The 21,335-nt window shown below is 73.2% G+C and carries 21 protein-coding genes; 9 read left to right on the top strand and 12 right to left on the bottom strand.

The window, feature by feature from the left end:
- Positions 1-54: 54 nt before the first annotated feature.
- Positions 55-450 carry a MerR family transcriptional regulator gene (locus tag OG715_RS12625; protein ID WP_266268776.1) on the bottom strand — a complete coding sequence of 132 codons (396 nt, stop codon included), beginning with the start codon at positions 448-450 and terminating at the stop codon, positions 55-57.
- A gap of 63 nt (positions 451-513) precedes the next feature.
- Here OG715_RS12625 and OG715_RS12620 point away from each other — a divergent pair, with 63 nt between their 5' ends.
- Both OG715_RS12620 and OG715_RS12615 read left to right on the top strand, forming a co-directional pair.
- Positions 514-1,848: an MFS transporter gene (locus tag OG715_RS12620; protein ID WP_266268775.1), complete on the top strand. Its 1,335-nt coding sequence runs from the start codon at positions 514-516 to the stop codon at positions 1,846-1,848.
- 10 nt (positions 1,849-1,858) lie between these two features.
- The gene (locus OG715_RS12615) at positions 1,859-2,461 is read left to right on the top strand and encodes an AAA family ATPase (protein ID WP_266268774.1); all 603 of its coding nucleotides are present in this window, start codon (positions 1,859-1,861) and stop codon (positions 2,459-2,461) included.
- On the opposite strand, the gene OG715_RS12610 is transcribed toward OG715_RS12615, so the two are convergent.
- Complete coding sequence (locus OG715_RS12610) at positions 2,445-3,530, bottom strand: DNA alkylation repair protein (RefSeq protein WP_266268773.1); 1,086 nt, start codon at positions 3,528-3,530, stop codon at positions 2,445-2,447. The genes OG715_RS12615 and OG715_RS12610 overlap by 17 nt on opposite strands.
- Positions 3,531-3,926: 396 nt before the next feature.
- On the opposite strand from OG715_RS12610, the gene OG715_RS12605 reads away from it, so the two are divergent.
- Together OG715_RS12605 and OG715_RS12600 are read left to right on the top strand one after the other, a co-directional pair.
- Positions 3,927-4,385 carry an RICIN domain-containing protein gene (locus tag OG715_RS12605; RefSeq protein ID WP_266268772.1) on the top strand — a complete coding sequence of 153 codons (459 nt, stop codon included), beginning with the start codon at positions 3,927-3,929 and terminating at the stop codon, positions 4,383-4,385.
- 377 nt (positions 4,386-4,762) lie between these two features.
- Positions 4,763-5,662, top strand: coding sequence for a YwqG family protein (locus tag OG715_RS12600; protein ID WP_266268771.1), 900 nt, complete (start codon positions 4,763-4,765; stop codon positions 5,660-5,662).
- Between the two features lie 148 nt (positions 5,663-5,810).
- Here OG715_RS12600 and OG715_RS12595 read toward each other — a convergent pair whose 3' ends face one another.
- Together OG715_RS12595 and OG715_RS12590 are read right to left on the bottom strand one after the other, a co-directional pair.
- On the bottom strand, positions 5,811-6,014 hold the full coding sequence (locus OG715_RS12595) for a DUF397 domain-containing protein (RefSeq protein WP_266268770.1): 204 nt from the start codon (positions 6,012-6,014) through the stop codon (positions 5,811-5,813).
- Positions 6,004-6,864, bottom strand: a complete 861-nt coding sequence (locus OG715_RS12590) for a helix-turn-helix domain-containing protein (RefSeq protein WP_266268769.1) — start codon at positions 6,862-6,864, stop codon at positions 6,004-6,006. The genes OG715_RS12595 and OG715_RS12590 overlap by 11 nt, the downstream gene beginning before the upstream one ends.
- 225 nt (positions 6,865-7,089) lie before the next feature.
- On the opposite strand from OG715_RS12590, the gene OG715_RS12585 reads away from it, so the two are divergent.
- Entirely contained in the window at positions 7,090-7,506 is a 417-nt protein-coding gene (locus OG715_RS12585) for an ATP-binding protein (protein ID WP_266268768.1), read from the top strand.
- Between the two features lie 263 nt (positions 7,507-7,769).
- A complete protein-coding gene (locus OG715_RS12580) occupies positions 7,770-8,108 on the top strand; it encodes a hypothetical protein (RefSeq protein WP_266268766.1) in 339 nt (112 codons plus the stop codon).
- A 66-nt stretch (positions 8,109-8,174) separates the two neighbouring features.
- Here the strand turns inward: OG715_RS12580 and OG715_RS12575 are convergent, their stop codons facing one another.
- Positions 8,175-8,843, bottom strand: coding sequence for a helix-turn-helix domain-containing protein (locus OG715_RS12575; protein ID WP_266268765.1), 669 nt, complete (start codon positions 8,841-8,843; stop codon positions 8,175-8,177).
- A 67-nt stretch (positions 8,844-8,910) separates the two neighbouring features.
- On the opposite strand from OG715_RS12575, the gene OG715_RS12570 reads away from it, so the two are divergent.
- The gene (locus OG715_RS12570; protein ID WP_266268764.1) at positions 8,911-9,762 is read left to right on the top strand and encodes an oxidoreductase; all 852 of its coding nucleotides are present in this window, start codon (positions 8,911-8,913) and stop codon (positions 9,760-9,762) included.
- Positions 9,763-9,776: 14 nt separating this feature from the next.
- Here OG715_RS12570 and OG715_RS12565 read toward each other — a convergent pair whose 3' ends face one another.
- The 3 genes from OG715_RS12565 to soxR form a co-directional block, all read right to left on the bottom strand.
- The gene (locus tag OG715_RS12565; protein WP_266268763.1) at positions 9,777-10,514 is read right to left on the bottom strand and encodes an AAA family ATPase; all 738 of its coding nucleotides are present in this window, start codon (positions 10,512-10,514) and stop codon (positions 9,777-9,779) included.
- Between the two features lie 61 nt (positions 10,515-10,575).
- Positions 10,576-11,070 (bottom strand): cupredoxin domain-containing protein, encoded by a 495-nt coding sequence (locus OG715_RS12560; protein ID WP_266268762.1) that lies wholly within the window; start codon positions 11,068-11,070, stop codon positions 10,576-10,578.
- A 126-nt stretch (positions 11,071-11,196) separates the two neighbouring features.
- Entirely contained in the window at positions 11,197-11,706 is a 510-nt protein-coding gene (gene soxR / locus OG715_RS12555) for a redox-sensitive transcriptional activator SoxR (RefSeq protein ID WP_266268761.1), read from the bottom strand.
- Positions 11,707-11,761: 55 nt separating this feature from the next.
- On the opposite strand from soxR, the gene OG715_RS12550 reads away from it, so the two are divergent.
- Both OG715_RS12550 and OG715_RS12545 read left to right on the top strand, forming a co-directional pair.
- Positions 11,762-12,466, top strand: coding sequence for a thiamine pyrophosphate-dependent enzyme (locus OG715_RS12550; protein ID WP_266268760.1), 705 nt, complete (start codon positions 11,762-11,764; stop codon positions 12,464-12,466).
- A 21-nt stretch (positions 12,467-12,487) separates the two neighbouring features.
- Complete coding sequence (locus tag OG715_RS12545) at positions 12,488-13,381, top strand: transketolase family protein (protein ID WP_266268759.1); 894 nt, start codon at positions 12,488-12,490, stop codon at positions 13,379-13,381.
- 68 nt (positions 13,382-13,449) lie between these two features.
- Here the strand turns inward: OG715_RS12545 and treZ are convergent, their stop codons facing one another.
- The 4 genes from treZ to glgX form a co-directional block, all read right to left on the bottom strand.
- Positions 13,450-15,168 (bottom strand): malto-oligosyltrehalose trehalohydrolase, encoded by a 1,719-nt coding sequence (gene treZ / locus OG715_RS12540; RefSeq protein WP_266268758.1) that lies wholly within the window; start codon positions 15,166-15,168, stop codon positions 13,450-13,452.
- Positions 15,165-17,741, bottom strand: coding sequence for a malto-oligosyltrehalose synthase (locus tag OG715_RS12535; protein WP_266268756.1), 2,577 nt, complete (start codon positions 17,739-17,741; stop codon positions 15,165-15,167). Before OG715_RS12535 ends, treZ begins: the two co-directional genes overlap by 4 nt.
- 105 nt (positions 17,742-17,846) lie before the next feature.
- On the bottom strand, positions 17,847-18,602 hold the full coding sequence (locus OG715_RS12530) for a hypothetical protein (RefSeq protein ID WP_266268755.1): 756 nt from the start codon (positions 18,600-18,602) through the stop codon (positions 17,847-17,849).
- A gap of 148 nt (positions 18,603-18,750) precedes the next feature.
- On the bottom strand, positions 18,751-20,898 hold the full coding sequence (gene glgX / locus OG715_RS12525) for a glycogen debranching protein GlgX (RefSeq protein ID WP_266268754.1): 2,148 nt from the start codon (positions 20,896-20,898) through the stop codon (positions 18,751-18,753).
- Between the last annotated feature and the right edge of the window lie 437 nt (positions 20,899-21,335).

The raw sequence follows: 21,335 nt of genomic DNA, 5'->3' as shown, positions 1-21,335 counted from the left end.
ATCACATGTCGATCACGTTCCGGAGGCCGCTTCCGCCCGCGTTCCGCGTCACGCTCAACCGCTGTCGGCCGCACCGGCGGAGAGGAGTTCGCAGTCGGCGAAGTTCATGCAGCCGCAGGCGAGGCAGGCCGCGACGGCGTCCCGGAGCTGCTGGGTCTGCCGGACGACGCGGTCGAGTTCGGGCAGCTTGCGTTCGGCCAGGGCGCGCCACTGGCGGGTGGTGCCGCGCGTGGTGGAGGTGTCCAGCAGCCCCCGGATCTCGGCCAGCGTGAAGCCCGCCCGCTGGGACATCCGGATCAGGGCGACCCGGCGCAGCGTGGCCGCCGGCCAGACCCGGCGGCCGCCCTCGCGGCGGGCGGCGGGCAGCAGACCGAGGCTCTCGTAGTACCGCAGCGCCGAGGGCCGCAGACCGGTCTGCCGGGCCAGCTCCCCGATACCGACATCCCGCACGTCCGCCCCCGTTCCCCGGTCCCGCTTGACTTCAAGCGCGCGTGAACCGCTTGCCTGGCCTGCATGATCTCATCCGCACCACTGGTCCGGCGGCTTCCCCCGGCCTACCGTCCGCTGTTCGTCCCGGGCCCGTTCCGCCGGCTGCTCCCCGCGCTCGCGGTGTCCGACCTCGGGGACGGCATGAGCGCCGTCGCCGTGCCGTGGCTCGCGCTGCAACTGGCCCCGCCCGGGCGGGCCGGACTGTTCGTGGGGGCCGCCGTCGCCGCCTACGTCCTGCCCGGCGCGCTCGGTGCGCTGCTGCTCGGCCGCTGGCTGCGCGGACTGCCCGCGCGGCGGCTGATCCGGGCGGACGCGTGGACGCGCGCGGTGCTGCTCGGCGCTGTACCCGTCGGGTGGGCGCTCGGCGTGCTGGGGCCCTTGCTGCTGCTGGCCCTGCTGGCCGGGTCCTCGCTGCTGCACGGGTGGGGCGCGAGCGCCCGGTACGCCTTGGTGGCCGAGGTGCTCCCGGCCGAGCGGCGGTTGGCGGCGAACGCGCTGCTCAGTACGAGCGGCTGGGTGGCGATGATCGCGGGACCGGCGCTGGCGGGGGCGCTGACGGCGGTGGTCGCACCGGCCTGGGTGCTCGGGCTGGACGCCCTGTCGTTCGCGGTGCTGGCCGTCGGTGCCGGGCGGCTGTCCGCCGTCCCCGGTGCCGTCCCCGCCTCCGACCGGGACCGCGCGGAGGGGGAGGCCGTGGCGCGCGGCGAGGGGCTGCGGGTGCTGCGGACCAGGCCGGAGCTGCTCGCCCTGCTCGTTCTGACCTGGCTGTTCAACCTGGCCTGGGGCCCCGTGGAGGTCGCGCTGCCGCTGTTCGTCGGGCAGGAGCTCGCGGCCGGGCCGGGGCTGCTCGGCGCCTACTGGGCGGCCTTCGGGGTCGGCGCGGTGCTGGGCGCGCTGGCCGTCGGCATGCTGCGCCGCGGCGCGGTCCGGCCGGTGCTGCTGGGGATCGTCGCCGCGCACGGCGTCGCCCTGCTGTCGTTCGCGCCGCCCGGGCCGGCCGTGGTCTCGGTGGCCGGGTTCGCCGTGGTCGGGGTGGTGTACGGCCCGTACGGAGCGTTGTCGCTCGGCCTGTTCCAGGACCTCACGCCGCCGCCCGCCCTCACCTCCGTCCTCGCCCTGAGGTCGTCCGTGCTGATGACGGCCTCCCCGGCGGGTGCGACCCTGGGCGGTCCGCTGACGGCTGTGCTGGGGCCGCGCGCCGTGCTGGTCGGGGCGGGACTCGCGATGATCGCCGTAGCCGGGTGCGCCGTCGGGGTGCCGGTCCTGACCGGACGCCTCGCGCGCATCGCACGCCTCGCGCGCGGGAAGTCGGCGGGTCCGACTTCCGGTGCGCGGACCCGGGCCGGGGCCGGTGGATAGGGTCGGCGGTATGACGGACGACGGTGTGCGGGTGGTGCTGATCGGCGGGACGTCGAACACCGGGAAGTCGACGCTCGGCCGGCTGCTGGCGGACCGGCTCGGCTTCGCGTACCGGTCGACGGACACGCTGGCGCGCCACCCCGGCCGACCGTGGCCGGTGCCGGGGTGGGAGGTCCCGCCGCACGTGGCCGAGCACTACCGGGCCCTCACCGTCGAGGAGCTGGTCGCCTCGGTGCGGGAGCACTACGCGCGGCTGGGGCCCAGGATCGAGCAGTTGGTCGCGGAGGGCGGGGACGCGGGCCTCGTCCTGGAGGGCTCGGCGCTGTGGCCGCCCGAGGTGGCGCGGTTCGGCGGCACCGGGGTCTCCGACCACTGGCTGCGCGCGGACGAGGCCGTCCTGCGCACCCGGATCCGGACGGCCGGCCGCTACCCGGAGGCGAGCCAGGACGGCCGGTACCTGATGGACAAGTTCCTGGCCAGGTCGGTGCGTTACCAGGAACTGCTGCTCGCCGAGCTGGCCGCGCTCGGTCCGGAGCCGCTGGAGGCGGGGGACGGCCGGTCCGTGGAGGAGCTCGCGGACGCGGTTCTCGCGACCGTCACAGGTGCAGGGTGAACGAACCCTCGCCGTGGCGGCGGCCGTTGACCTGGAGCTCCAGCAGGTGCACGCCGGGGTGGTAGCGCCGGGTGCTGATCGGCTTCACGGCGTGCCGCCTGGTCGCCCGCAGGGTCTCGCCGGGCGCCAGTGAGCGGGTGGTCAGCTTGAAGACCTTGGGCGTCCGGCCGCCGTTGGCCTTCACATGGTGCACGACGTAGTCGATCACCACGCTGGTGGGCTCGTCGTGGGTGTTGGTCACCGCGTACTCGAACACGAGGTCCTCGCCGAGCCGGACCTCCGGGGTCAGGACCCGCGGCCCCTCGACGGTCACCTGGACGTCCGGGCGGTGGCCGAACAGGGTGAGTGCCTCCGGGTGGCCCGCCTTGATCAGGGTCCGCAGGCCGTGCCGGACCAGCTGCGGCGTGGTCGGCGCCGGATCGGCGAGCCAGCGGCCGGCAGCCTCGACGGCGATGTCGGGGTGGTCGCGGCTGATGTCGTTGACATGGTTGGCGACCGAGCGGCGCACATAGTCGGACCCGTCCCGGTACAGCGCGTCGAGCAGCGGTAGCGCGGGCCTCGGGTCGGCGATCAGCGCGGGCAGTTGGGGAGCCCACGGCAGGCGCGGCCGGGTGCCCTCGCTGGCGAGGCGCCGGACGTGCGGGTCCGGGTGCCCGGTCCACCGCGCGACGACGGCGAGCGCGCGGGGCTGGTCGGCCCGGAGGAACGGGCGGACGGCGCTCTCGGAGGTGTGCCGGGGCGTGAGCGCGGCGAGCAGCGCGAGCGCGGGCTCGAAGGCGTCCAGGCCGCGCACGGCGACGGCCTCGCCGACCGGGAAGGTCATCCATCCGACGAACTCCTCGTCCCGCAGCGCGTCCTGCAGTACCCGCTCGAACTCCGGGTAGCCGGCCGGGAGGTCGGCGAGCACGGCATCGCGGATCGCGACGACGCGTTCGCGGAAGCCGAGCGGGTCCAGGGTCGCGCCGCAGCGGTCGAGAGCCTCGGTGGTGAGGCCGTGCCCGGTGCGGGCGAGGCAGCGGGCGAGCGCGGCGACGGTGTCCTGGGCGATCATCTCGGCGGCCGTGGGCACGGTTGCCTCCTGGTGACTTGCGGGTTTGCCGTGGTCGTTGAACGGTACGCGGCGGGTCGGACAACGCCCGGTTCTGCCGGATCCGGCCAAGTTCGTGGTCGAAGACTTCGAGTGCTGAATGGTCGGGTATGCGTGATTTCTCCGCTTTGTGTTGGCCTTGCCATGACATCCGTGTATCGGCGCGGTCTGTCCAGCGCGTTTCCGGGGAATGTCAGGCCATATCCACTGATGTACCGGCGGGAATTGTTCCGTTCCCGCCCGAGAAATCCGGATCGCCCAGTTCCAGGTGGCCGAAGCTGGACATGTCCGGAGATCCGGAGGTCCAACCAAGGGATTCTGCGGATAAGTTCGACGTCGACCGGTCAAACGGGCCGGTCGACATCGGGAGGAAATGCGATGAAGCTCGTCAAGCGCACCGCTGCCCTTGCTGCCTCGACGGCCGTTCTGGCCGGCGGCCTGACGTTCCTGTCCACCGGGTCGGCGAGCGCCGCCTCCGGCTACGTCACCCTGACCAACCTCGCCACCAGCCGCGTCCTGGACAGCAACGGCAACGGCAATGTCTACACCCTGGGCGCCAACGGTGGCTCCTACCAGGTCTGGTGGGCCAACGACGAGGGCAACGAGACCTACACCTTCAAGAACCTGGCCACCGGCCGCTGCCTCGACAGCAACGGCGAGGGCAAGGTCTACACGCTCGGCTGCAACGGCGGCAACTACCAGAAGTGGGTCAAGAGCTGGGGCGGCAACGGCGCCTTCTACCGGAACGTCGCCACCGGCCGCTACCTGGACAGCAACGTGAACGGCGACGTCTACGCCATCGGCGGCAACGGTGGCAACTACCAGAAGTGGAACTGATTCCCGATCGGGGCGATTTCCGCCTCCTGATCGGAAGGCCCGTCTAGTACCGGAATGAAAAACGCCCTCCCCGGCGCCTCAATCTCCGGGGAGGGCGTTTTCGCGCGCATTGCAGAAGGTCCCGCTGCGAGAACGCGCCGTAGGACGTGCGCAGGGCTGCGGGAATGGGCGGCCGGGCCGGGCCGGCCGGTGCCGGCTCCGTTCGGGTTGTCGGTGGGACGTGATGGGATCGGAGCCACGGATGCAGAGTCGATCTGTCGTTCGGTCGAATCGGTACGTGATCGGGCGGACCGGTTCCCGGAGATCGAGTTCTGCTCCCGCCGAACCACGCCCCCGCGGCGACTCCACCGCCCGCACACCGCACCCCGGAGACGACGATGGCCCGCACGACCCCGCAACGCCGCGTAGATGTGGAGCGGCTCTTCCCCGAGCTGGCGCCGCTGCGCCGCGACGCGATACGCCTCCACCCCCGCGCCGGAAGCCCGTCCCCGGCCGAGAGCTCGGTCGGTGGGCCGATGCTGTGGCCCGCCGACGAGCCGTGGCCGCTCTGCCCGAGCACGAGCCACCCCGGGCACTGGGGCCAACCGGGGACGGAGGGGACGGTGCCCCTGGTGCCCGTTGTCCAGATCCACCGCCGGGACGTCCCCCAACTCGACTTCCCTGCCGGGACCGACCTGCTCCAGGTGCTCTGGTGCCCGTTCATCGTCGACTCCTGCCCGGAGCCGACACCCCAGGTGCTCTGGCGGAGTTCCGACGCGGTGGGCCCGGTCCTCGACACCGCGCCGTCGACCGTCGCCACGGCGCCCGGGGACAGCATCCCGGCCCCGTGCGTCCTGCACCCCGAGCCGGTGACCGACTACCCGAGCTCGGACATGCCGGAGGAGGTGAGCGACGCACTGAGCATCCGAATGCAGGAGCTGAAGGCTCGCACCGGCCTGTGGTACAGCTACCACCTGGCCGAGGCCCCGGGGATCAAGCTCGGCGGATACCCGAGCTGGACCCAGGACCCCTGCTGGCCGGACTGCCCGACCTGCGGGCGGACGATGGACCATCTCCTGACGGTGAGCAGCTGGGAGTACGACGGCGTGTCGGGCCGCACCTGGCTCCCGCTGGAGGACCGCGACAGCGAGACCGGCGAGGAGCGACGCGACACCACCGGGGGCCGCGGCGCGCACAGTCCCGCCCAGGTGATGTTCGGCGATGCGGGCGGTGTCTACATCTTCGAGTGCGGGTCGTGCCCGGACCGTCCGGTCGACCACCACTGGGACTGTTCGTGAGGCAGCGCGACCGCGCCGGGCACGGAACCGGTGACGTCAACAGGGGCAGGCGGGAAATCGCCAGGTGACGTTGGCGCGCACGTCAGATTCCCTCCCGTGGATCGTGGTTTCGGCGGCTCCTGCGATGGTCGCAGGAGCCGCCGAGCGGTCACGGCTGGGTGGGGAGTTCGCCGCTGTGGACAGCGGTGATGAACGACTGCCAGGCATCGGTACTGAAGGTCAGGGTGGGTCCGTGAGGATCCTTGCTGTCACGGACGGGAACGGTGTCGGCGCAGGTGTCGGCAACCTCGATGCAGTTGCCGCCCTCGCTTCCGCTGTAGCTGCTCTTCCGCCACGCCTGGTCAGTTGTCACGTCCGTGCCTCTCTGCTGCTAGCTCCTGCATCCAGGAAAGCGATTCCTGCGGGCGCATCGCCGATTCCGAGAGTCGAGTGAACGCGAGCTCGTGGTGGGCGATGTCCGACTCCCGTTCCAGATACAGGCTGCTCGTCAGTGCTTCGACGTAGACCACCTCGCCCGGAACGTCGGCGAAGGAGAGGATGTGGAACGCGCAGCTCATTGATGCGTGTGTTCCGATGTCCAGTGGTAGTACCTGGATTTTGACATCGTACTTCTCGGCCAGATCGATGAGGTGGAGGATCTGGCCGTTCATGACGTCCGGGCCACCGACCGGGCGGCGTAGTACCGCCTCGTTGAGGATTGCCCAGACCGCTGGCGGGTCCGGCCTCTGGAAGATCTCCTGCCGTTGAATGCGCAGTTTGACGCGGCGTTCGATCTCGTCCTGGCTCTGCTCGGAGGGTGAGGTTCGGAAGATGGCGCGTGCGTAGTCGGCGGTTTGGAAGAGGCCCGGGATCAGCTCGATCTCGTAGGCGCGGACTCGGGAGGCATCGGACTCCATGCCGACGTAGGTCTGGAACCAATCGGGGAGCGCATCGCCGTAGTCGTGCCACCAACCACGTTGTGTGCTGCGGCGGGTGAGGGAGATGAACTGTCGCAGCTCTGCCTCGTCGGTGACGCCGTACAGTTCGAGCAGTGCTCGGACGTCCGATTCCTTGAGAGTCGTCTGGCCGGACTCGATACGCGAGATCTTGGTCGCACTGAACCGCAGCGTGTCGGCGGCCGCCTTGGCCTGGAGTCCCGTCCGTTCGCGCAATCGTCGCAGCTCGGAGCCGAGCCTACGCCGCAGCACCGTCGGACTGTCCACTCTTGTCGCTCCCTTTCGGTTGACGTCGAGTCACAGTCTGCCACCTCCTTCGATGATCACAAGCCCCTTGCGATGTGACGCAATTGCGCGAGCATGCGCTTGCGAAGTTGGGTCATTGCGGAGCATGCTACATGCAGTGACGCACCGGACCGTCTGAGTGATCAAGCGGTCGGTTGCCGGGCATTCCTATGCCTCAACTCCCTGCACGTGGAAGGTGAATCCACCATGTCCTCCTGCAACTCCTCCCCCTCTCCCTCCGCCTCCCTCTCGACCTGGCTGCCGCGCAGCCGACGCTCGCCGGGTGAGGCCCGCCGGCTGCTCGAAAAGCTGCTCACGGATGCGCCGGGGGGTGAACGGTTCATCGAAGCAGGCCAGTTGCTCGTCAGCGAGCTCGTGACCAACGCCGTCCTGCACGGCACGCCGATGGGGCGCCGGGTTCAGCTCGTGCTCGACGTCGACCGGCGACGCCTCCGGATCGAGGTGCACGACGCGCGCGGTGAGCGCGGCCCGGTGCTCAGAGCGGCGTCCGGGGAGGGCGAGTCCGGGCGCGGCCTGGTGCTGGTCAAGCTGCTGGCGCAGCGCTGGGGTTGCTGCCCGCGTGACGGCATGGGGAAGATCGTCTGGGTGGAGGTCGCGCCGTAGGCCGACAGTCGGGGAGCGGCGGATTCCGGCCGATGGGCCGGTGGTTGGTGCACGGCCTCCGCGAATCGGGTGACCCGTCAGGCTCGCGGTGCGCCAAACGTCGCAGTCCGCGTGGACGAATCGGCAGCGTACGGCGGGCCTGGCGACAATTCCGCTGTCATATGCGGAACTTCACACTCCCTCCCTATATTCGCCGAGGCACGTCCCGGCCGCGGGTTTCAGCGGCGCGTCTTGTCACCACCGACAACGAGGACGGAACCATCGTGCGCAGGAACACCAAGAGGATCAGCCTGGCCGGCTGTCTGCTGGTCGGAGCCGCCGCGGCCGCAGTCGTCACGGCACCGGCCGCCAGTGCGCAGACCGGCTCGCCGACCCGGGTCGACAGCATCAACTGCAGCACCGGGTCGTTCGGCCAGGACGGCAACCAGTGGTACTACAACGTCTCCTGCTCGGCCACGGGCACCACCAAGTGGTGGGTGAACATCAGCTGCTCCGACAACTCCAGCCGCATCTCGGGGCCGTACACCACCTTCCAGAACGTCCGCCTGTACTGCCCGCCGAACACCACCCCCAAGCAGGGCTGGGTCAGCTACACCCCGTGACGACGTGAACAGCGCGCCGCCGCCCCGGCTCAGGGGGCGGCGGCGCGACCGTTCCCACGCGGGCGGCTACGCCCCGCGCAGGCCCAACTCTCCCGCGCGCAGGCCGGCCTGGAAGCGGGAGTCGGCTTCGAGTCGTGCCATCAGCTCGGCCACCCGCCGCCGGTAGGTGCGCAGGGAGACGCCGAGACGCCGGGCCGCCACCTCGTCGGTGAGCCCGGAGGCGAGCGACCGGAGGATCGTGCGGCCGTCCGCGTCGAGGTGCGGGACGTCGCCGGACAGGTAGGCGTCGAGGTCGACGGCGCTGTCCCAGGCAGCCTGGAAGAGCGCGTGCACGCCGTCGACCAGGGACTGCGACGTGGTCACGGTGTACTCGCGGCCGGCGGGGTTCTCCCGGCCCGCCAGGATCATCACCCGCCGGTCGATGAGGATGGTCTCGTGCGGCAGCGGTGAGCCGCTGATCCGGACGAGGGTGCCCGCGCGCTGCACCAGCCGCAGGTGGGCGCGGGCCTCCTCGTCGGCGAGGGCGACCGGGCTGAGGAGCTTGCGGGTGGTGAAGCCGGGCGCGGCGGCGTCCAGCATCCGGGCCCGGACCGCGGCCCTCGCCTCCGGGCGGGACCAGGTGCGGAGGTCCCTGGCCGCGCACAGGAACTCGGTCTGCGCGGACTCGAAGAGATGGCCGGCGCGCGCGGCCAGTTCCGCGTCGCCGTGGACCGAGAACACCTGCTCATTGCTCATCCGTCCAGTCTGGCAGCAACTGGCCACGGTCTCGCCGGGGTTCGCGGTGGCGGACAGCATGGGACGCATGACGACCACAGCGACCACGACATTCCTCCTCGGCGGCGACCTCCCTGTCAACCGGCTCGGCTTCGGCGCGATGCGCCTCGCCGCCGGCACCTTCGACGGCCCGGCGCGGGATCCGGAGGCCGGCATCGCGGTGCTCCGGCGCGCTGTCGAGCTCGGGGTGAACCACATCGACACGGCCGGCTTCTACAACCGCGGAGCGGTGCGCGCGAACGAGCTGATCCGCAGGGCGCTGACCCCCTACCGGGACGACCTGGTGATCGCGACCAAGGTCGGTCCGCTGCCCGGTCCGGACGGTGTGCCGACCGGGAAGGCGGGGCCGGACCAGCTGCGCGGCCTGGTGGAGGCGGACCTGCGGGCCCTCGGGCTGGACCGGCTGGACCTGGTCTACCTGCGGGTGGGCGGGCTGACCGGGCCGGACACCGAGTCGATCGCGGACCGGTTCGCGGCGCTCGCCGAGCTCCGCGAGCAGGGGCTGATCCGGCACCTGGGCGTGAGCAACGTCGACGCCGCCCAGCTCGCCGAGGCGCGGGCGGTCGCGCCCGTCGCGGCGGTGCAGAACTCGTTCGAGAACGGCTCGGGGCTGTTGGCCGACTGCGAGGCGGCGGGTATCGCGTATGTGCCGTACTTCCCGCTCGGCGGGGGCCTGGTCCCGCTCGACCGCGAACGGCTGGGCCGGGTCGCCGCCCGGGTGGGCGCGACCACGTCGCAGGTGGCGCTCGGCGCGCTGCTGGCGGCCTCGCCGTCGGTGCTGGCGATTCCGGGCACCGGGTCGCTCGACCACCTGGAGGAGAACCTCGCGGCGGGCGGTCTCGTGCTCGGCGCGGAGGACCTGGCCGAGCTGCGCGCCTGACCGGCGCGCGTGGCTCAGAGCAGGTGCCGGAGGTAGGCCTCCGGCCGTTCCAGGTAGCGGCGCCAGTGGTCGACGATCGCGAGCTCCTGCCACCGGGTCTGCTGGATCCCGTGCTCGCCGACCTCCAGGACGGCCGCGCCCGGTACGGAGGCCAGGATCGGGGAGTGGGTCGCGCAGATCACCTGGGCGCCGCCGCGGCCCAGTTCGGCGAGCAGGGCGACCAGACGCAGGCTGGAGGTGAAGGACAGCGCGGCCTCCGGCTCGTCCAGCACATACAGCCCGGGGCCCTGGAACATCGACTCGAACACGGTGAGGAAGCCCTCGCCGTGGCTCATCAGGTCGGTCCGCTCGTCCCAGTAGCCGGGCCAGCCCTGCTTCTCCTCCATCATCCCCATCGCCGTCTCCGCCCGGAGGAAGAAGCCGCGCCGCTTGGCGCGCGGGCCCGACGCCATGGCGAGCCCGCGCGGCGTGTAGTCGAGGTGGAGGCGCTCGCCGAGGGTGCTCTTCGCGCGCGGCGAGGCGTAGCGGGCGCCGCCGCGCCCGCCGTAGGAGTCCAGCCCGAACGCCTCCGCCACCGCCTCGACCAGGGTCGACTTGCCGCTGCCGTTCTCGCCGACCAGGAAGGTCACCGGCGCGGGCAGCGACACCCCCGCCCCGAGCAGCGCCCCCACGCAGGGCACCGTCCACGGCCACTCGTCGCGCTCGTCCGCGGGGACGAGCTGCGGATGGACGCGTATGCGGTCGACGATCATGGGTGGGCCTTCCTGCGGGTGGTTCCGTCCCGAGGCTAGGCGGTGGGTCCGACACGAACGGTCACTGGACGACGAGGGTGCCCGTCATGGTCGGGTGGACGTCGCAGTGGAACGGGTACGAGCCGGGGGCGGTGGGGGCGGTGATCGTCGCCGACTTGCCCTGTTCCAGCAGGCCGGTGTCGAAGGCCCCGGGGTTGGGGGCGATGGCGGTGAGGGTGTGGCCGGCGGAGTCCTGGTTGGTGACGGTGATCGTGGTGCCCGGGGCCACGGTGAGGGTGGCGGGGCCGAACTTGAAGTCCTTGATCGTCACGGTCACCGCCCCGGCCGGCGCGGAGGAGGCGGCGGGGGAAGAGGCGGCCGGAGAGGAAGCAGCCGGGGAGGAAGCGGCCGGGGAGTGGGCAGCCGGGGAGTGGACAGCCGGGGAGGAGGAACCACCCCCGCCCCCGCTGCTCGAACAGCCGACGGCTCCGAGCAGCAGCCCGCCCACCGCCAGGCCCACGAGGGCGGTCCGGAACGAACGGAACGAACGGAACGGACGGGAAGAACGGCGGTTCATCAGCGGCTCCAGCCTCGCTACCTGCGGTGACCCGCCCACGCTAGAGCGCGCCGCCCCGGCGGCCCGCCGGACGCGCCGGACGCGCCGCGCGCGCGGGCGGCGCGCGCGGGCGGCGCATCCGCCAGGTCAGACGCCGTCCGGCCCGTCCGTCGGCGCGGGCTCGGGGCCGGTGGCCGGGTCGCGGGTGAGCAGGTAGCGGGCGCCGGGGCCGGTCGCGCCGGCGCGGTCGGCGGCGTTGTAGAGCGCGCAGCGGGTGAGTGAGAGGCAGCCGCAGCCGATGCAGCCGCCGAGCTTGGCCTTGAGCCGCTCCAGTTCGGCGATCTGCTCGTCGATCCGGCTCTGCCAGGACTCCGCGACCCCGTCCCACTCCCTGCCGCTGGGGGCGCGGTGCTCGGGGAGCCGGTCGAGGGCGACCTTGGCCTCGTCCAGGGACAGCCCGACCCGCTGGGCGGCGCGGACGAAGGCGATCCGGCGCAGGGTGCCGCGGGTGTATCGGCGCTGGTTGCCGGTGGTGCGGGTGGCGTGGATCAGGCCCAGGCGCTCGTAGTAGCGCAGCGCGGAGGTGGCGAGGCCGCTCCGCTCGGAGAGCTGGCCGATCGTGAGCAGGTCGTGGCGGCCCGGCCGGTTGGCGATCATGGGTGACACTGTAGCGCTTGACTTGAAGCCGACTTCAGGTTGCAGCATCGGAGGCATGACGAACCGCACCCGAACCCCTGCCTCCGGTTTCGGCGAACTGCCGGGCCTGATGGCGCTGATGACCGGCGACGAGAAGCACGGCCCGGCCGCGACCTCCACCCTGGACGCCCTGTGGGTGCTCTACGACAGGGTCCTGCGGGTCACCCCGGAGACGGCGCAGGCCCAGGACCGGGACCGCTTCCTGCTCTCCAAGGGCCACGGCCCGATGGCGTACTACGCGGTGCTGGCGGCCAAGGGCTTCCTCGACCCGCAGGTGCTGTCCAGCTTCGGCGCCTACGACTCGCCGCTCGGCCACCACCCGGACCGGCTGCTGGTCCCCGGGGTGGAGATCAGCTCGGGCTCGTTGGGGCACGGGCTGCCGATCGGGGTCGGCACCGCGCTCGGCCTGCGCGCCCAGGGCCTGCACGACCCGGCGGTCTGGGTGCTGCTCGGCGACGCGGAGTTCGACGAGGGCTCCAACCACGAGGCGGTGGCCTTCGCCGGCGCCTACGGCCTGGACCGGCTGCACGCCCTGGTGATCGACAACTCCTCCGCCACGCACGGCTGGCGCGGCGGCATCGCGGCCCGCTTCGCCGCCGAGGGCTGGTCGGCGGAGACCGTGGACGGCCGCGACCACGAGGCGCTGCACGCGGCGTACACCGCCGGGCACCCGGGCCGGCCCCGGGTCGTGGTGGCCCGCGTCGAACCGAAGAACTCCTGAGCCGGAAAGGGCCCGAACCCCATGGACACCATGCGCGACCGCTTCATCGAGGTCACTTCCGGCCTGCTGGACGAGGACCCCCGGCTCGCCCTCGTCCTCGCGGACATCAGTGCCGCGGGCTTCCAGAAGGCCGCCGAGCGGCACCCGGACCGGCTGGTCAACGTCGGCATCCGTGAACAGCTGCTGATCGGCGCCACCGCCGGACTGGCGCTCACCGGGATGCGGCCGATCGCCCACACCTTCGCCAGCTTCCTGGTCGAGCGGCCGTTCGAGCAGGTCAAGCTGGACCTCAACCACCAGGGCGTCGGCGCGGTGCTGGTCAGCGCGGCCGGTTCCTACGACTGGCCGGCCGGCGGCCGGACCCACATGTCGCCGGGCGACGTCGCGCTGCTGGACACCCTGGCCGACTGGACGGTGCACGTGCCCGGCCACCCGGACGAGGCGGAGCGGCTGCTGCGGCACGCGGTGGCCGACGGCGACCGCAAGGTGTACGTCCGGCTGTCCGCGCACCAGAACGAGCGGGCGCTGAAGGTCGAGCCGGGGCGGTTCACGGTGGTCCGCGAGGGCGGCCGGGGCGCCGTGGTCGCGGTCGGCCCGATGCTGGACGCCGTCCTCGCCGCCACCGCCAACCTGGACGTCACCGTGCTGTACGCGGCCACCGTCCGGCCCTTCGACGGCGCCGCGCTGCGCGCCGCCACCGAGCGGCGGGCGGACGTGGTGCTGGTCGAGCCGTACCTGGCCGGCACCTCCGCCAACGCCGCGCACGACGCGCTCGCCGACCGGCCGCACCGGGTGCTGGCCCTCGGGGTGCCGCAGGCGGAGCACCGGCAGTACGGGTCGATCACCGAGCACCTGGCGGCGTACGGGCTGGACGCGCACGGGCTGCGGGAGCGGATCGACGGCTTCCTGAAGTAGCGACGGCCGCCTGAAGCAGTGACGGCTGCCTGAAGTTGTGACGGCGACCACTGGCCGGCGCGGGACCGTCAGCGGCGGACCACCACGACCGAGTCCGGGTCGAGGGTGAGCCGGTCCCCGGAGCGGCGGTGCCCCCCGAACGCGGCCACCACCTCGCCGGCCGCCGGCACCGCGGCCGCCGCCGTTCCCAGGTTCACCGCCACCCGGAACGGCCCCCGGTGCACCACCAGCCAGCGGGCGTCCTCGTCGAACTCGACCCGGACGGCGGCCAGATCGGGATCGGTCAGCTCCGGGTGCTCCCGCCGCAGCCGGATCAGCGTCCGGCTCCAGTCCAGCAGCGCCCGGTGCGGTTCGCGCCGGGGCTCGGTCCAGTCGAGCACCGAGCGCAGCACGGTGGCCGGCTCCTGCGGGTCCGGCACCGAGTCCGCCGCCCAGCCGTGCTCGGCGAACTCCCGCCGCCGGCCCCGGCGGACGGCCTCGGCGAGGTTCGGGTCGGTGTGGTCGGTGAAGTACTGCCAGGGGGTGGCCGCGCCCCACTCCTCACCCATGAACAGCATCGGGGTGAACGGCGAGGTGAGTACCAGCGCGGCCCCGCAGGCGAGCCGCCCGGGGGAGAGGCCGGTGGAGATCCGGTCGCCGAGCGCCCGGTTGCCCACCTGGTCGTGGGTCTGGAGGTAGCCGAGCAGCCGGTGGCCGTGGGCGGGCGGGAAGGGGCGGCCGTGGTGGCGGCCGCGGAACGAGGACCAGCCGCCGTCGTGGAAGAACCCCCGGGTGAGGGCCCGGGCCACGGCGGCGAGCGGCGCGGCGGCGAAGTCCCCGTAGTAGCCCTGGGACTCGCCGGTCAGGGCGCAGTGCAGGGCGTGGTGGAAGTCGTCGCTCCACTGGGCGGCGAGCCCCTGCCCGCCGGCCTCGCGGGGCGCGGTGGTGCGGGGGTCGTTCAGGTCGGACTCGGCGACCAGGAACAGCGGGCGGTTGGTCGCCACCGCCAACCGGTCGACCTCGGTGGCGAGTTCCTCCAGGAAGTGCACCGCCCGGTCGTCGGCCAGGGCGTGCACGGCGTCCAGCCGCAGGCCGTCGATCCGGTAGTCGCGCAGCCAGCCGAGCGCGCTGCCGATCAGATAGGCCCGCACCTCGTCGGAGCCCGGCGCGTCCAGGTTGACGGCCGATCCCCACGGGGTGTGGTGCCGGTCGGTGAAGTAGGGGCCGAAGGCGGGCAGGTAGTTGCCGGCCGGTCCGAGGTGGTTGTGCACCACGTCGAGGACGACGCCGAGGCCCTTGCGGTGAGCGGCGTCGACGAAGCGCTTGAGGCCCTCGGGGCCGCCGTAGGGCTCGTGCACGGCCCACAGCGACACGCCGTCGTACCCCCAGCCGTGCTTGCCGGGGAACGGGCAGACCGGCATCAGCTCGACGAAGTCGACGCCCAACCCGACCAGGTGGTCGAGCCGTTCGGCGGCGGCCTCGAAGGTGCCGGCGGCCGTGAAGGTGCCGATGTGCAGCTCGTACAGCACCGCGCCGGGCAGCGGTCGGCCGCGCCAGCCGGTGTGCGACCAGTTGAACGCGGCATGGTCGACGGCCCGGCTGGGGCCGTCCGGGCCGTGCGGCTGCCGGGGCGAGCGCGGGTCCGGCATCGGGCGCCCGCCGTCCAGTACGAACGCGTAGTCCCCGGCGGGCGCCTCGCCCTGCCACCACCCGGCGCGGACGGCGTCCCGGGCCAGCGGGTGGTGCGCGCCGTCGACCGCGACCTCGACCCGCTCGGCGGCGTTCGGCGCCCAGACCTGGTACTTCATGACGTGCCCCTCCTGGTCAGCAGGACCACCGGCCGGTCGTCGGCCAGCAGTTCGCCCACCGGGACCGGTCCGGACGGAAAGTGACGGCTCGTCAGTTCGTCCGTCCAGCCCCGTCCGCCGGGCAGGTGCAGCACGGTGTCGTGCCAGCCGCCGGTGCGGGCGAGCCGGTACGGCAGCCGGGTGACGGCGGTGACGACGTCCGGGCCGCGCCCGAAGGCGAGCAGGTGGGCGGCGGCCGGGCCGACGGCGGTGAGCGGGCGGTGGGCGCCCAACTCCCGGGTGCGGCGCAGGTGCAGGGCGGTGGTGGTGAGGTGCAGCTTCTCCCGGGCCAGGTCGCCGGTGCGGGCGGTCGGCGAGTCGGTGAGCCGCACGGCGAGCGCGCCGAGGTCGACCGGGCGCCGGTTGTCCGGGTCGACCAGGGTGTAGAGCGGCTCCTCGCTGCCCTGGTAGAGGTCCGGCACCCCGGGCACGGTGAGGTGCAGCAGGGCGGCGGCGAGCGTGTTGGAGCGGGCGTACGGGGCGAGCCCGGCCACGTAGCCCTCGATCCGGGGCAGCAGCCCGGGGTTGCCGAAGACGCCCTGGACGCGGTCGGCGAGGGCGCGTTCGAAGCGGACGTCCTGGGTGGTCCAGGAGGTGCGGAGCTTCGCCTCGCGGGCCGCCTTGAGCACGGCGGCGACCAGCCGGTCCGGGGAGAGCGGCCAGCCGGCGACCAGGGTCTGCCAGAGCAGCCAGTCGCTGTCCGGGTCGTGGCCCGGGCCGGAAGCGGAGCCGCGACCCGGGCCACGACCGGAGGAGGGACCGAGAGCGCTGTCGGAAACGTGACCGGGGCCGCGCCCGGCCGCCGTCGACCAGGCCGCCGCCTCGGCGGCCCACTCCCGGGGCTGCTCGGCCAGCACGGCCAGCCGGGCCCGGGCGTCGGCGCTGCGCTTGGTGTCGTGGGTGGAGAGCACCGTCATGGTGTGCGGCCAGTGCCGTTCGACGTAGTGGCACCAGGCGTGGAAGTCCGCCGGCCGCACCCCGGGCCGGGCGGGCTCGCCGCCGACCTCGTTGAGGCTCAGCAGCGCGTTCCAGCGGTAGAAGGCGGTGTCCTCGACGCCCTTGGCGGCCACCGCGGCGGCGGTCTGCCCGAACCGGACGGCGAACTCGTCCTGCTCGGGCCCGCGCCCGAGCGCGCCCGCCGCGAGCTCGGCGACGAACCGGTCGGTGGCGTCGGTGGGTCCCTCGTCGGCCGCGCGGGCGGCGCTCAGCTGCTCGGCGGAGGTTTCCGGCAGCGGCTCCCCGGGGCGGACGTAGGGGCGGTACGCGGGGTAGCCGGTCAGCAGCCGGCCCAGTGCGGCGCGCAGCCGCTCCGGGGGGTGGTCGGCGTGCGCCGGGTGGGCGGCGCCGAGCCGGACGGCCAGTCGGACCAGCCGTTCCACCTCGGCGGACAGCTCGCCGCCGGGCCCGGTCATGTCGGCCCGCCCCCGCCGGGCGGCGGCCAGCGCCGGGTGCGGGTCGGCGCACGGCTGACCGGGGTCGGGGTCGCCGTGGTCCGGGTCGGGGCGGCCGTCGGGGGAGGCGGTCAGGAAGGCCTCGTACGCCCCGGCCAGCCGGCAGGCGCCCGCGTGGTCGGTGAGCACGCCGTCGATCCGGCGCAGCGCGTCGTACCCGGTGGTCCCGGCGCACGGCCAGTCGGCGGGCAGCCGCTCGTCGCCGGTGAGGATCTTCTCCACCACCGTGTAGGCGCCGCCGGTGGCCCCGGCCAGCCGCTCCAGGTAGCCGCGCGGGTCGGCGAGCCCGTCCGGGTGGTCGATCCGGAAGCCGTCCAGCACGCCTTCGCGGTGCAGCCGCAGCAGCACACCGTGGGTGGCCTCGAACACCTCGGGACGCTCGACCCGGACGGCGATCAGCTCGTTGACGGTGAAGAACCGCCGGTAGTTCAGCTCGGTGCGGGCCAGCCGCCACCAGGCCGGGCGGTACCACTGCCGGGCGAGCAGCTCGGGCAGCGGCAGCGCCTCGGTGCCGGGGCGCAGCGGCAGCACGTGGTCGTGGTAGCGGAGGGTCTCGCCGTCGACGGCCAGCTGGTCGAGGACGGCGCCGAGCCGGTCGCCGAGCAGGGGCAGCAGCACCCGGCCGCGTCCGGGGGCGTCCACCGGGCCCGGCTGGGCGGTCCAGTCGATGTCGAACCAGTCCGCGTACGGCGAGTCGGGGCCGTCCCGCAGCACCTCCCAGAGGGGCCGGTTGAGGTGCTCGGGGACGGGGACCGCCATGTGGTTGGGCACCACGTCGGCGATCAGCCGCAGGTGGTGCCGGTGCGCCTCGGCGGCCAGCGCCCGCAGCGCGTCCTCGCCGCCGAGCTGCTCGGATATCCGGCCGTGGTCGACGGTGTCGTAGCCGTGGGTGGAGCCGGGCGCGGCTGCCAGCAGCGGGGAGAGGTGCAGGTGGGAGACGCCGAGGGCGGCCAGGTAGGGGACGGCGGCGGTGGCGTCGTGCAGGGTGAAGCCGGGCTGGAGCTGGAGGCGGTAGCTGGCCGACGGCACGGCGGCGGGGGCGGCGGCCGGGCGGGACTGCGCGGGCTCGGCGGCGTGGGTCATGCCTCCATGCCTACCCGGCCGGGCGCGGGGGCAAGACCCGTTGCTGGACCGAACAGGTGAGCGGGACCGGCAGGGGTGCGGCAGCGGCGGGCTTCCCGCAGGCGCTCAGTGGCCGCGGCGGCGCCACCCCCGGGGCACCGTGCAGTAGCCGGGGCGCTGCGGCCCGCCCGCCCCGGAACGGCCGAGGCGCAGGATCCGGCCGTGCTCGGCCCGGGCGGCCCGCACCGCCTCGGCGGCGGCCGGGTCGTCCGCGTACTGGGCGAAGGAGCTGTTGAACATGGTCGGGCTCGGCTCCGCGACCGGCGTCCGGCCCGGCTCGTCCCAGGTCAGGCGCGCCCCCAGGGGTCCCGGTACGGACAGTGCGGGGTGCTCGCGCGGCGACCCGTCCGGGTGGCGGCCGCCGTCGCGGTAGTAGGCCAGCGCGGCGGCGACCGATTCGGGCGGGTGCGGCAGCCGGGGGTCGGCGTACGCCCCGGTGCGCCAGTCGGCGACGGCGGCCGCGTCGATCCGGCGCAGCAGCTCCGGCGGGTCCAGCGGGGTGGCGAAGTAGGCGGTCGCGGCGAGCTGGCAGACCAGCTCCAGCCGGCGGCCCGGGTCGAGCCCGAGCCCGGGGGCGACCCGGCGGTCGTCCACCTGGGCGACGACGAAGGTGATCCCGTCGACCGCGCCGAGCCGTGCGACCAGCCCGTCGAACAGGGCGCGTTCGGCGGCCCGGGCGGCCTCCGCCCCGGGGGTGCGGGTGCGTGCGAGCAGCCACCGGTACGGGGGCGGGCGCCGGAGCGTCGCGTCCGCGACCCGGCCCGGGACGGAGAGCAGCGTCCCGAGCAGGAACTCCGCCGCAGTCGTCCGATCGCCCGCCATCGCCCCGCCGCCCCTCGGTCCGGTCCCCGGGCAGGCTCCGGCCTCCCCGGGGACCACGGTGGCCCGTGCGGCGGCGGATGCGCAAGGGCCGTCGGCGCACCGACGTACGGGCGCACCGGCGCACCGGCGCACCCGCGGGTACCGGTACTCAGGCCGGACGCTGCAGCACCATCAGCGAGCGGTCGGTGAGCCAGAGCGCGTCCCCGGCCTTGACCACCGGACCCGTCCCCGGTGCGGGCAGCCGGGACTGCGCGGTGTCCACCACGAGCTGCCACTCCTGCCCGTGCCCGGCCGGCACGGTGAACTCCAGCGGCTCGAAGTGCGCGTTGAACATCAGCAGGAAGGAGTCGTCGACGATCCGCCCGCCGCGCCGGTCCGGCTCCGAGATGGCGTAGCCGTTGAGGAAGACGGTGAGCGACTTGGCGTAGCTGGCACCCCAGTTGCGCTTGGTCATCTCCTCCCCGGCGGGCGTGAACCAGGCGATGTCGGTGAGGTCCTCGTACGCGCCGGCCCCGCCGCCCTCCCCGGTGTGCCGCCCCGGGACCGGGCGGCCGTGGAAGAAGCGGCGGCGCCGGAACACCGGGTGGTCGCGGCGCAGCCAGACCATGCCCTGGGTGAACTCCAGCAGCTGGGCGTCCGGCCCGTCCCCGGTCGGCCAGTGCACCCAGGTGAGCGGGTTGTCCTGGCAGTAGGTGTTGTTGTTGCCGTGCTGGGTGCGGCCGAGCTCGTCGCCGTGGGAGAGCATCGGCACGCCCTGGGAGAGCATCAGGGTGGCGAGGAAGTTGCGCTGCTGGCGGGCCCGCAGCTCCTCGGTGCCGGGGTCCTCGCTGGGGCCCTCGACGCCGCAGTTCCAGGAGCGGTTGAAGGACTCGCCGTCCCGGTTGTTCTCGCCGTTGGCCTCGTTGTGCTTCTCGTTGTAGGAGACCAGGTCGCGCAGCGTGAAGCCGTCGTGGCAGGTGACGAAGTTGATGGAGGCGATCGGGCGGCGGCCGTCGTCCTGGTAGAGGTCGGAGGAGCCGGTGAGCCGGGAGCCGAACTCGGCGAGGGTGGCGTTCTCGCCGCGCCACAGGTCGCGGACGGTGTCCCGGTACATGCCGTTCCACTCCGTCCACAGCGGCGGGAAGTTGCCGACCTGGTAGCCGCCCTCGCCGAGGTCCCAGGGTTCGGCGATCAGCTTGGCCTGGGAGACCACCGGGTCCTGCTGGACCAGGTCGAAGAACGAGGAGAGCCGGTCCACCTCGTGGAACTGCCGGGCCAGGGTGGCGGCGAGGTCGAAGCGGAAGCCGTCGACGTGCATCTCGGTGACCCAGTAGCGCAGCGAGTCCATGATCAGCTGGAGGACGTGCGGGCTGCGCATCAGCAGGCTGTTGCCGGTGCCGGTGGTGTCCTCGTAGAACCGCTGGTCCCGGGCGAGGCGGTAGTAGGAGACGTTGTCGAGGCCGCGCATGGAGAGCGTCGGGCCCAGGTGGTTGCCCTCGGCGGTGTGGTTGTAGACCACGTCGAGGATGACCTCGATGCCGGCCGCGTGCAGCGCCTTCACCATCGACTTGAACTCCTGCACCTGCTGGCCCCGGTCGCCGGTGGAGGAGTAGGAGGAGTGCGGGGCGAAGAAGCCGACGGTGTTGTAGCCCCAGTAGTTGGCCAGCCCGAGGTCCCGCAGCCGGTGGTCGCGGACGAACTGGTGCACCGGCATCAGCTCGATCGCGGTGACGCCGAGTTTGGCGAGGTGCTCGATCACGGCCGGGTGGGCGACACCCGCGTAGGTGCCGCGGATCTCCTCGGGGATGCCCGGGTGCAGTTTGGTCAGGCCCTTCACATGGGCCTCGTAGAGCACCGTGCGGTGGTAGTCGGTGCGGGGCGGCCGGTCGGTGCCCCAGTCGAAGTACGGGTTGATCACCACCGAGTGCATGGTGTGCGGGGCCGAGTCGAGGTCGTTGCGGCGCTCGGGGGCGCCGAAGTGGTAGCCGTAGACCGACTCGTCCCAGTCGATGTTCCCGCTCATCGCCTTGGCGTACGGGTCCAGCAGCAGCTTGGCGCTGTTGTGCCGCTGGCCGAGGCCCGGGTTGTAGGGGCCGTGGACGCGGAATCCGTAGCGCTGGCCCGGCTGGACGCCCGGGAGGTAGGCGTGCCGGACGAAGGCGTCGGTCTCGCGCAGTTCGACGGAGGACTCCGAACCGTCCTCGTCGAGCAGGCAGAGCTCGATCCGGTCGGCGCTCTCCGAGAACACGGCGAAGTTGGTGCCGGCCCCGTCGTAGGTGGCACCGAGGGGGTAGGAGGTCCCTGGCCAGACCTGCATGGTTCCTCGACTTCCTTGCGTAGAAGGAGAACTGACGTGGAGTCCGATGGTCGGGCCCGGACCTCGGAGGCACTCTCTTCCCGGCCTCGTGGCCGGGCATGCGCCGCTCGGGCACCGTGACCCACGGCACACGGCGGCACAGTCCGCATACTCCCCGACGCTTCGCCCGACGGCGGGGCCATTTGTGCCGTATTCGCCCGAACGGGTGTCCGCGCGCGTCGTCGCGGGCCGTCCCGGGCGGTCGTGGAGCCGTCGCGGGGTCGGCACGAGGTCGTCACGGGGGCGGTCGCGGGGCTTTCGTGGTGGGCGGGGCGGATGAGACGGTTGGGGTGTCCCGTCGGCCCGGCCGCCGCCGTGACCCAACCGGCTGCGGGCGGTTCTCGGCGGGCAGTACCCTTGATCGTCCGGCTGTTCGGGACTCATGGCGATCCATCAGG

Source organism: Kitasatospora purpeofusca (assembly GCF_036010405.1).
GTDB lineage: Bacteria > Actinomycetota > Actinomycetes > Streptomycetales > Streptomycetaceae > Kitasatospora > Kitasatospora purpeofusca.
The sequence above is the reverse complement of the archived record's forward strand: the minus strand, read 5'-3'. Positions and strand labels throughout refer to the sequence as shown.

What these genes read in the sequence shown, in the direction of transcription:
- OG715_RS12620 (WP_266268775.1), top strand. Translation starts at nt 514, where the DNA reads ATGATCTCATCCGCACCACTGGTCCGGCGGCTTCCCCCGGCCTACCGT.
- OG715_RS12615 (WP_266268774.1), top strand. Translation starts at nt 1,859, where the DNA reads ATGACGGACGACGGTGTGCGGGTGGTGCTGATCGGCGGGACGTCGAAC.
- OG715_RS12605 (WP_266268772.1), top strand. Translation starts at nt 3,927, where the DNA reads ATGAAGCTCGTCAAGCGCACCGCTGCCCTTGCTGCCTCGACGGCCGTT.
- OG715_RS12600 (WP_266268771.1), top strand. Translation starts at nt 4,763, where the DNA reads ATGGCCCGCACGACCCCGCAACGCCGCGTAGATGTGGAGCGGCTCTTC.
- OG715_RS12585 (WP_266268768.1), top strand. Translation starts at nt 7,090, where the DNA reads ATGTCCTCCTGCAACTCCTCCCCCTCTCCCTCCGCCTCCCTCTCGACC.
- OG715_RS12575 (WP_266268765.1), bottom strand. Translation starts at nt 8,843, where the DNA reads ATGAGCAATGAGCAGGTGTTCTCGGTCCACGGCGACGCGGAACTGGCC.
- OG715_RS12570 (WP_266268764.1), top strand. Translation starts at nt 8,911, where the DNA reads ATGACGACCACAGCGACCACGACATTCCTCCTCGGCGGCGACCTCCCT.
- OG715_RS12565 (WP_266268763.1), bottom strand. Translation starts at nt 10,514, where the DNA reads ATGATCGTCGACCGCATACGCGTCCATCCGCAGCTCGTCCCCGCGGAC.
- OG715_RS12560 (WP_266268762.1), bottom strand. Translation starts at nt 11,070, where the DNA reads ATGAACCGCCGTTCTTCCCGTCCGTTCCGTTCGTTCCGTTCGTTCCGG.
- soxR (WP_266268761.1), bottom strand. Translation starts at nt 11,706, where the DNA reads ATGATCGCCAACCGGCCGGGCCGCCACGACCTGCTCACGATCGGCCAG.
- OG715_RS12550 (WP_266268760.1), top strand. Translation starts at nt 11,762, where the DNA reads ATGACGAACCGCACCCGAACCCCTGCCTCCGGTTTCGGCGAACTGCCG.
- OG715_RS12545 (WP_266268759.1), top strand. Translation starts at nt 12,488, where the DNA reads ATGGACACCATGCGCGACCGCTTCATCGAGGTCACTTCCGGCCTGCTG.
- treZ (WP_266268758.1), bottom strand. Translation starts at nt 15,168, where the DNA reads ATGAAGTACCAGGTCTGGGCGCCGAACGCCGCCGAGCGGGTCGAGGTC.
- OG715_RS12535 (WP_266268756.1), bottom strand. Translation starts at nt 17,741, where the DNA reads ATGACCCACGCCGCCGAGCCCGCGCAGTCCCGCCCGGCCGCCGCCCCC.
- OG715_RS12530 (WP_266268755.1), bottom strand. Translation starts at nt 18,602, where the DNA reads ATGGCGGGCGATCGGACGACTGCGGCGGAGTTCCTGCTCGGGACGCTG.
- glgX (WP_266268754.1), bottom strand. Translation starts at nt 20,898, where the DNA reads ATGCAGGTCTGGCCAGGGACCTCCTACCCCCTCGGTGCCACCTACGAC.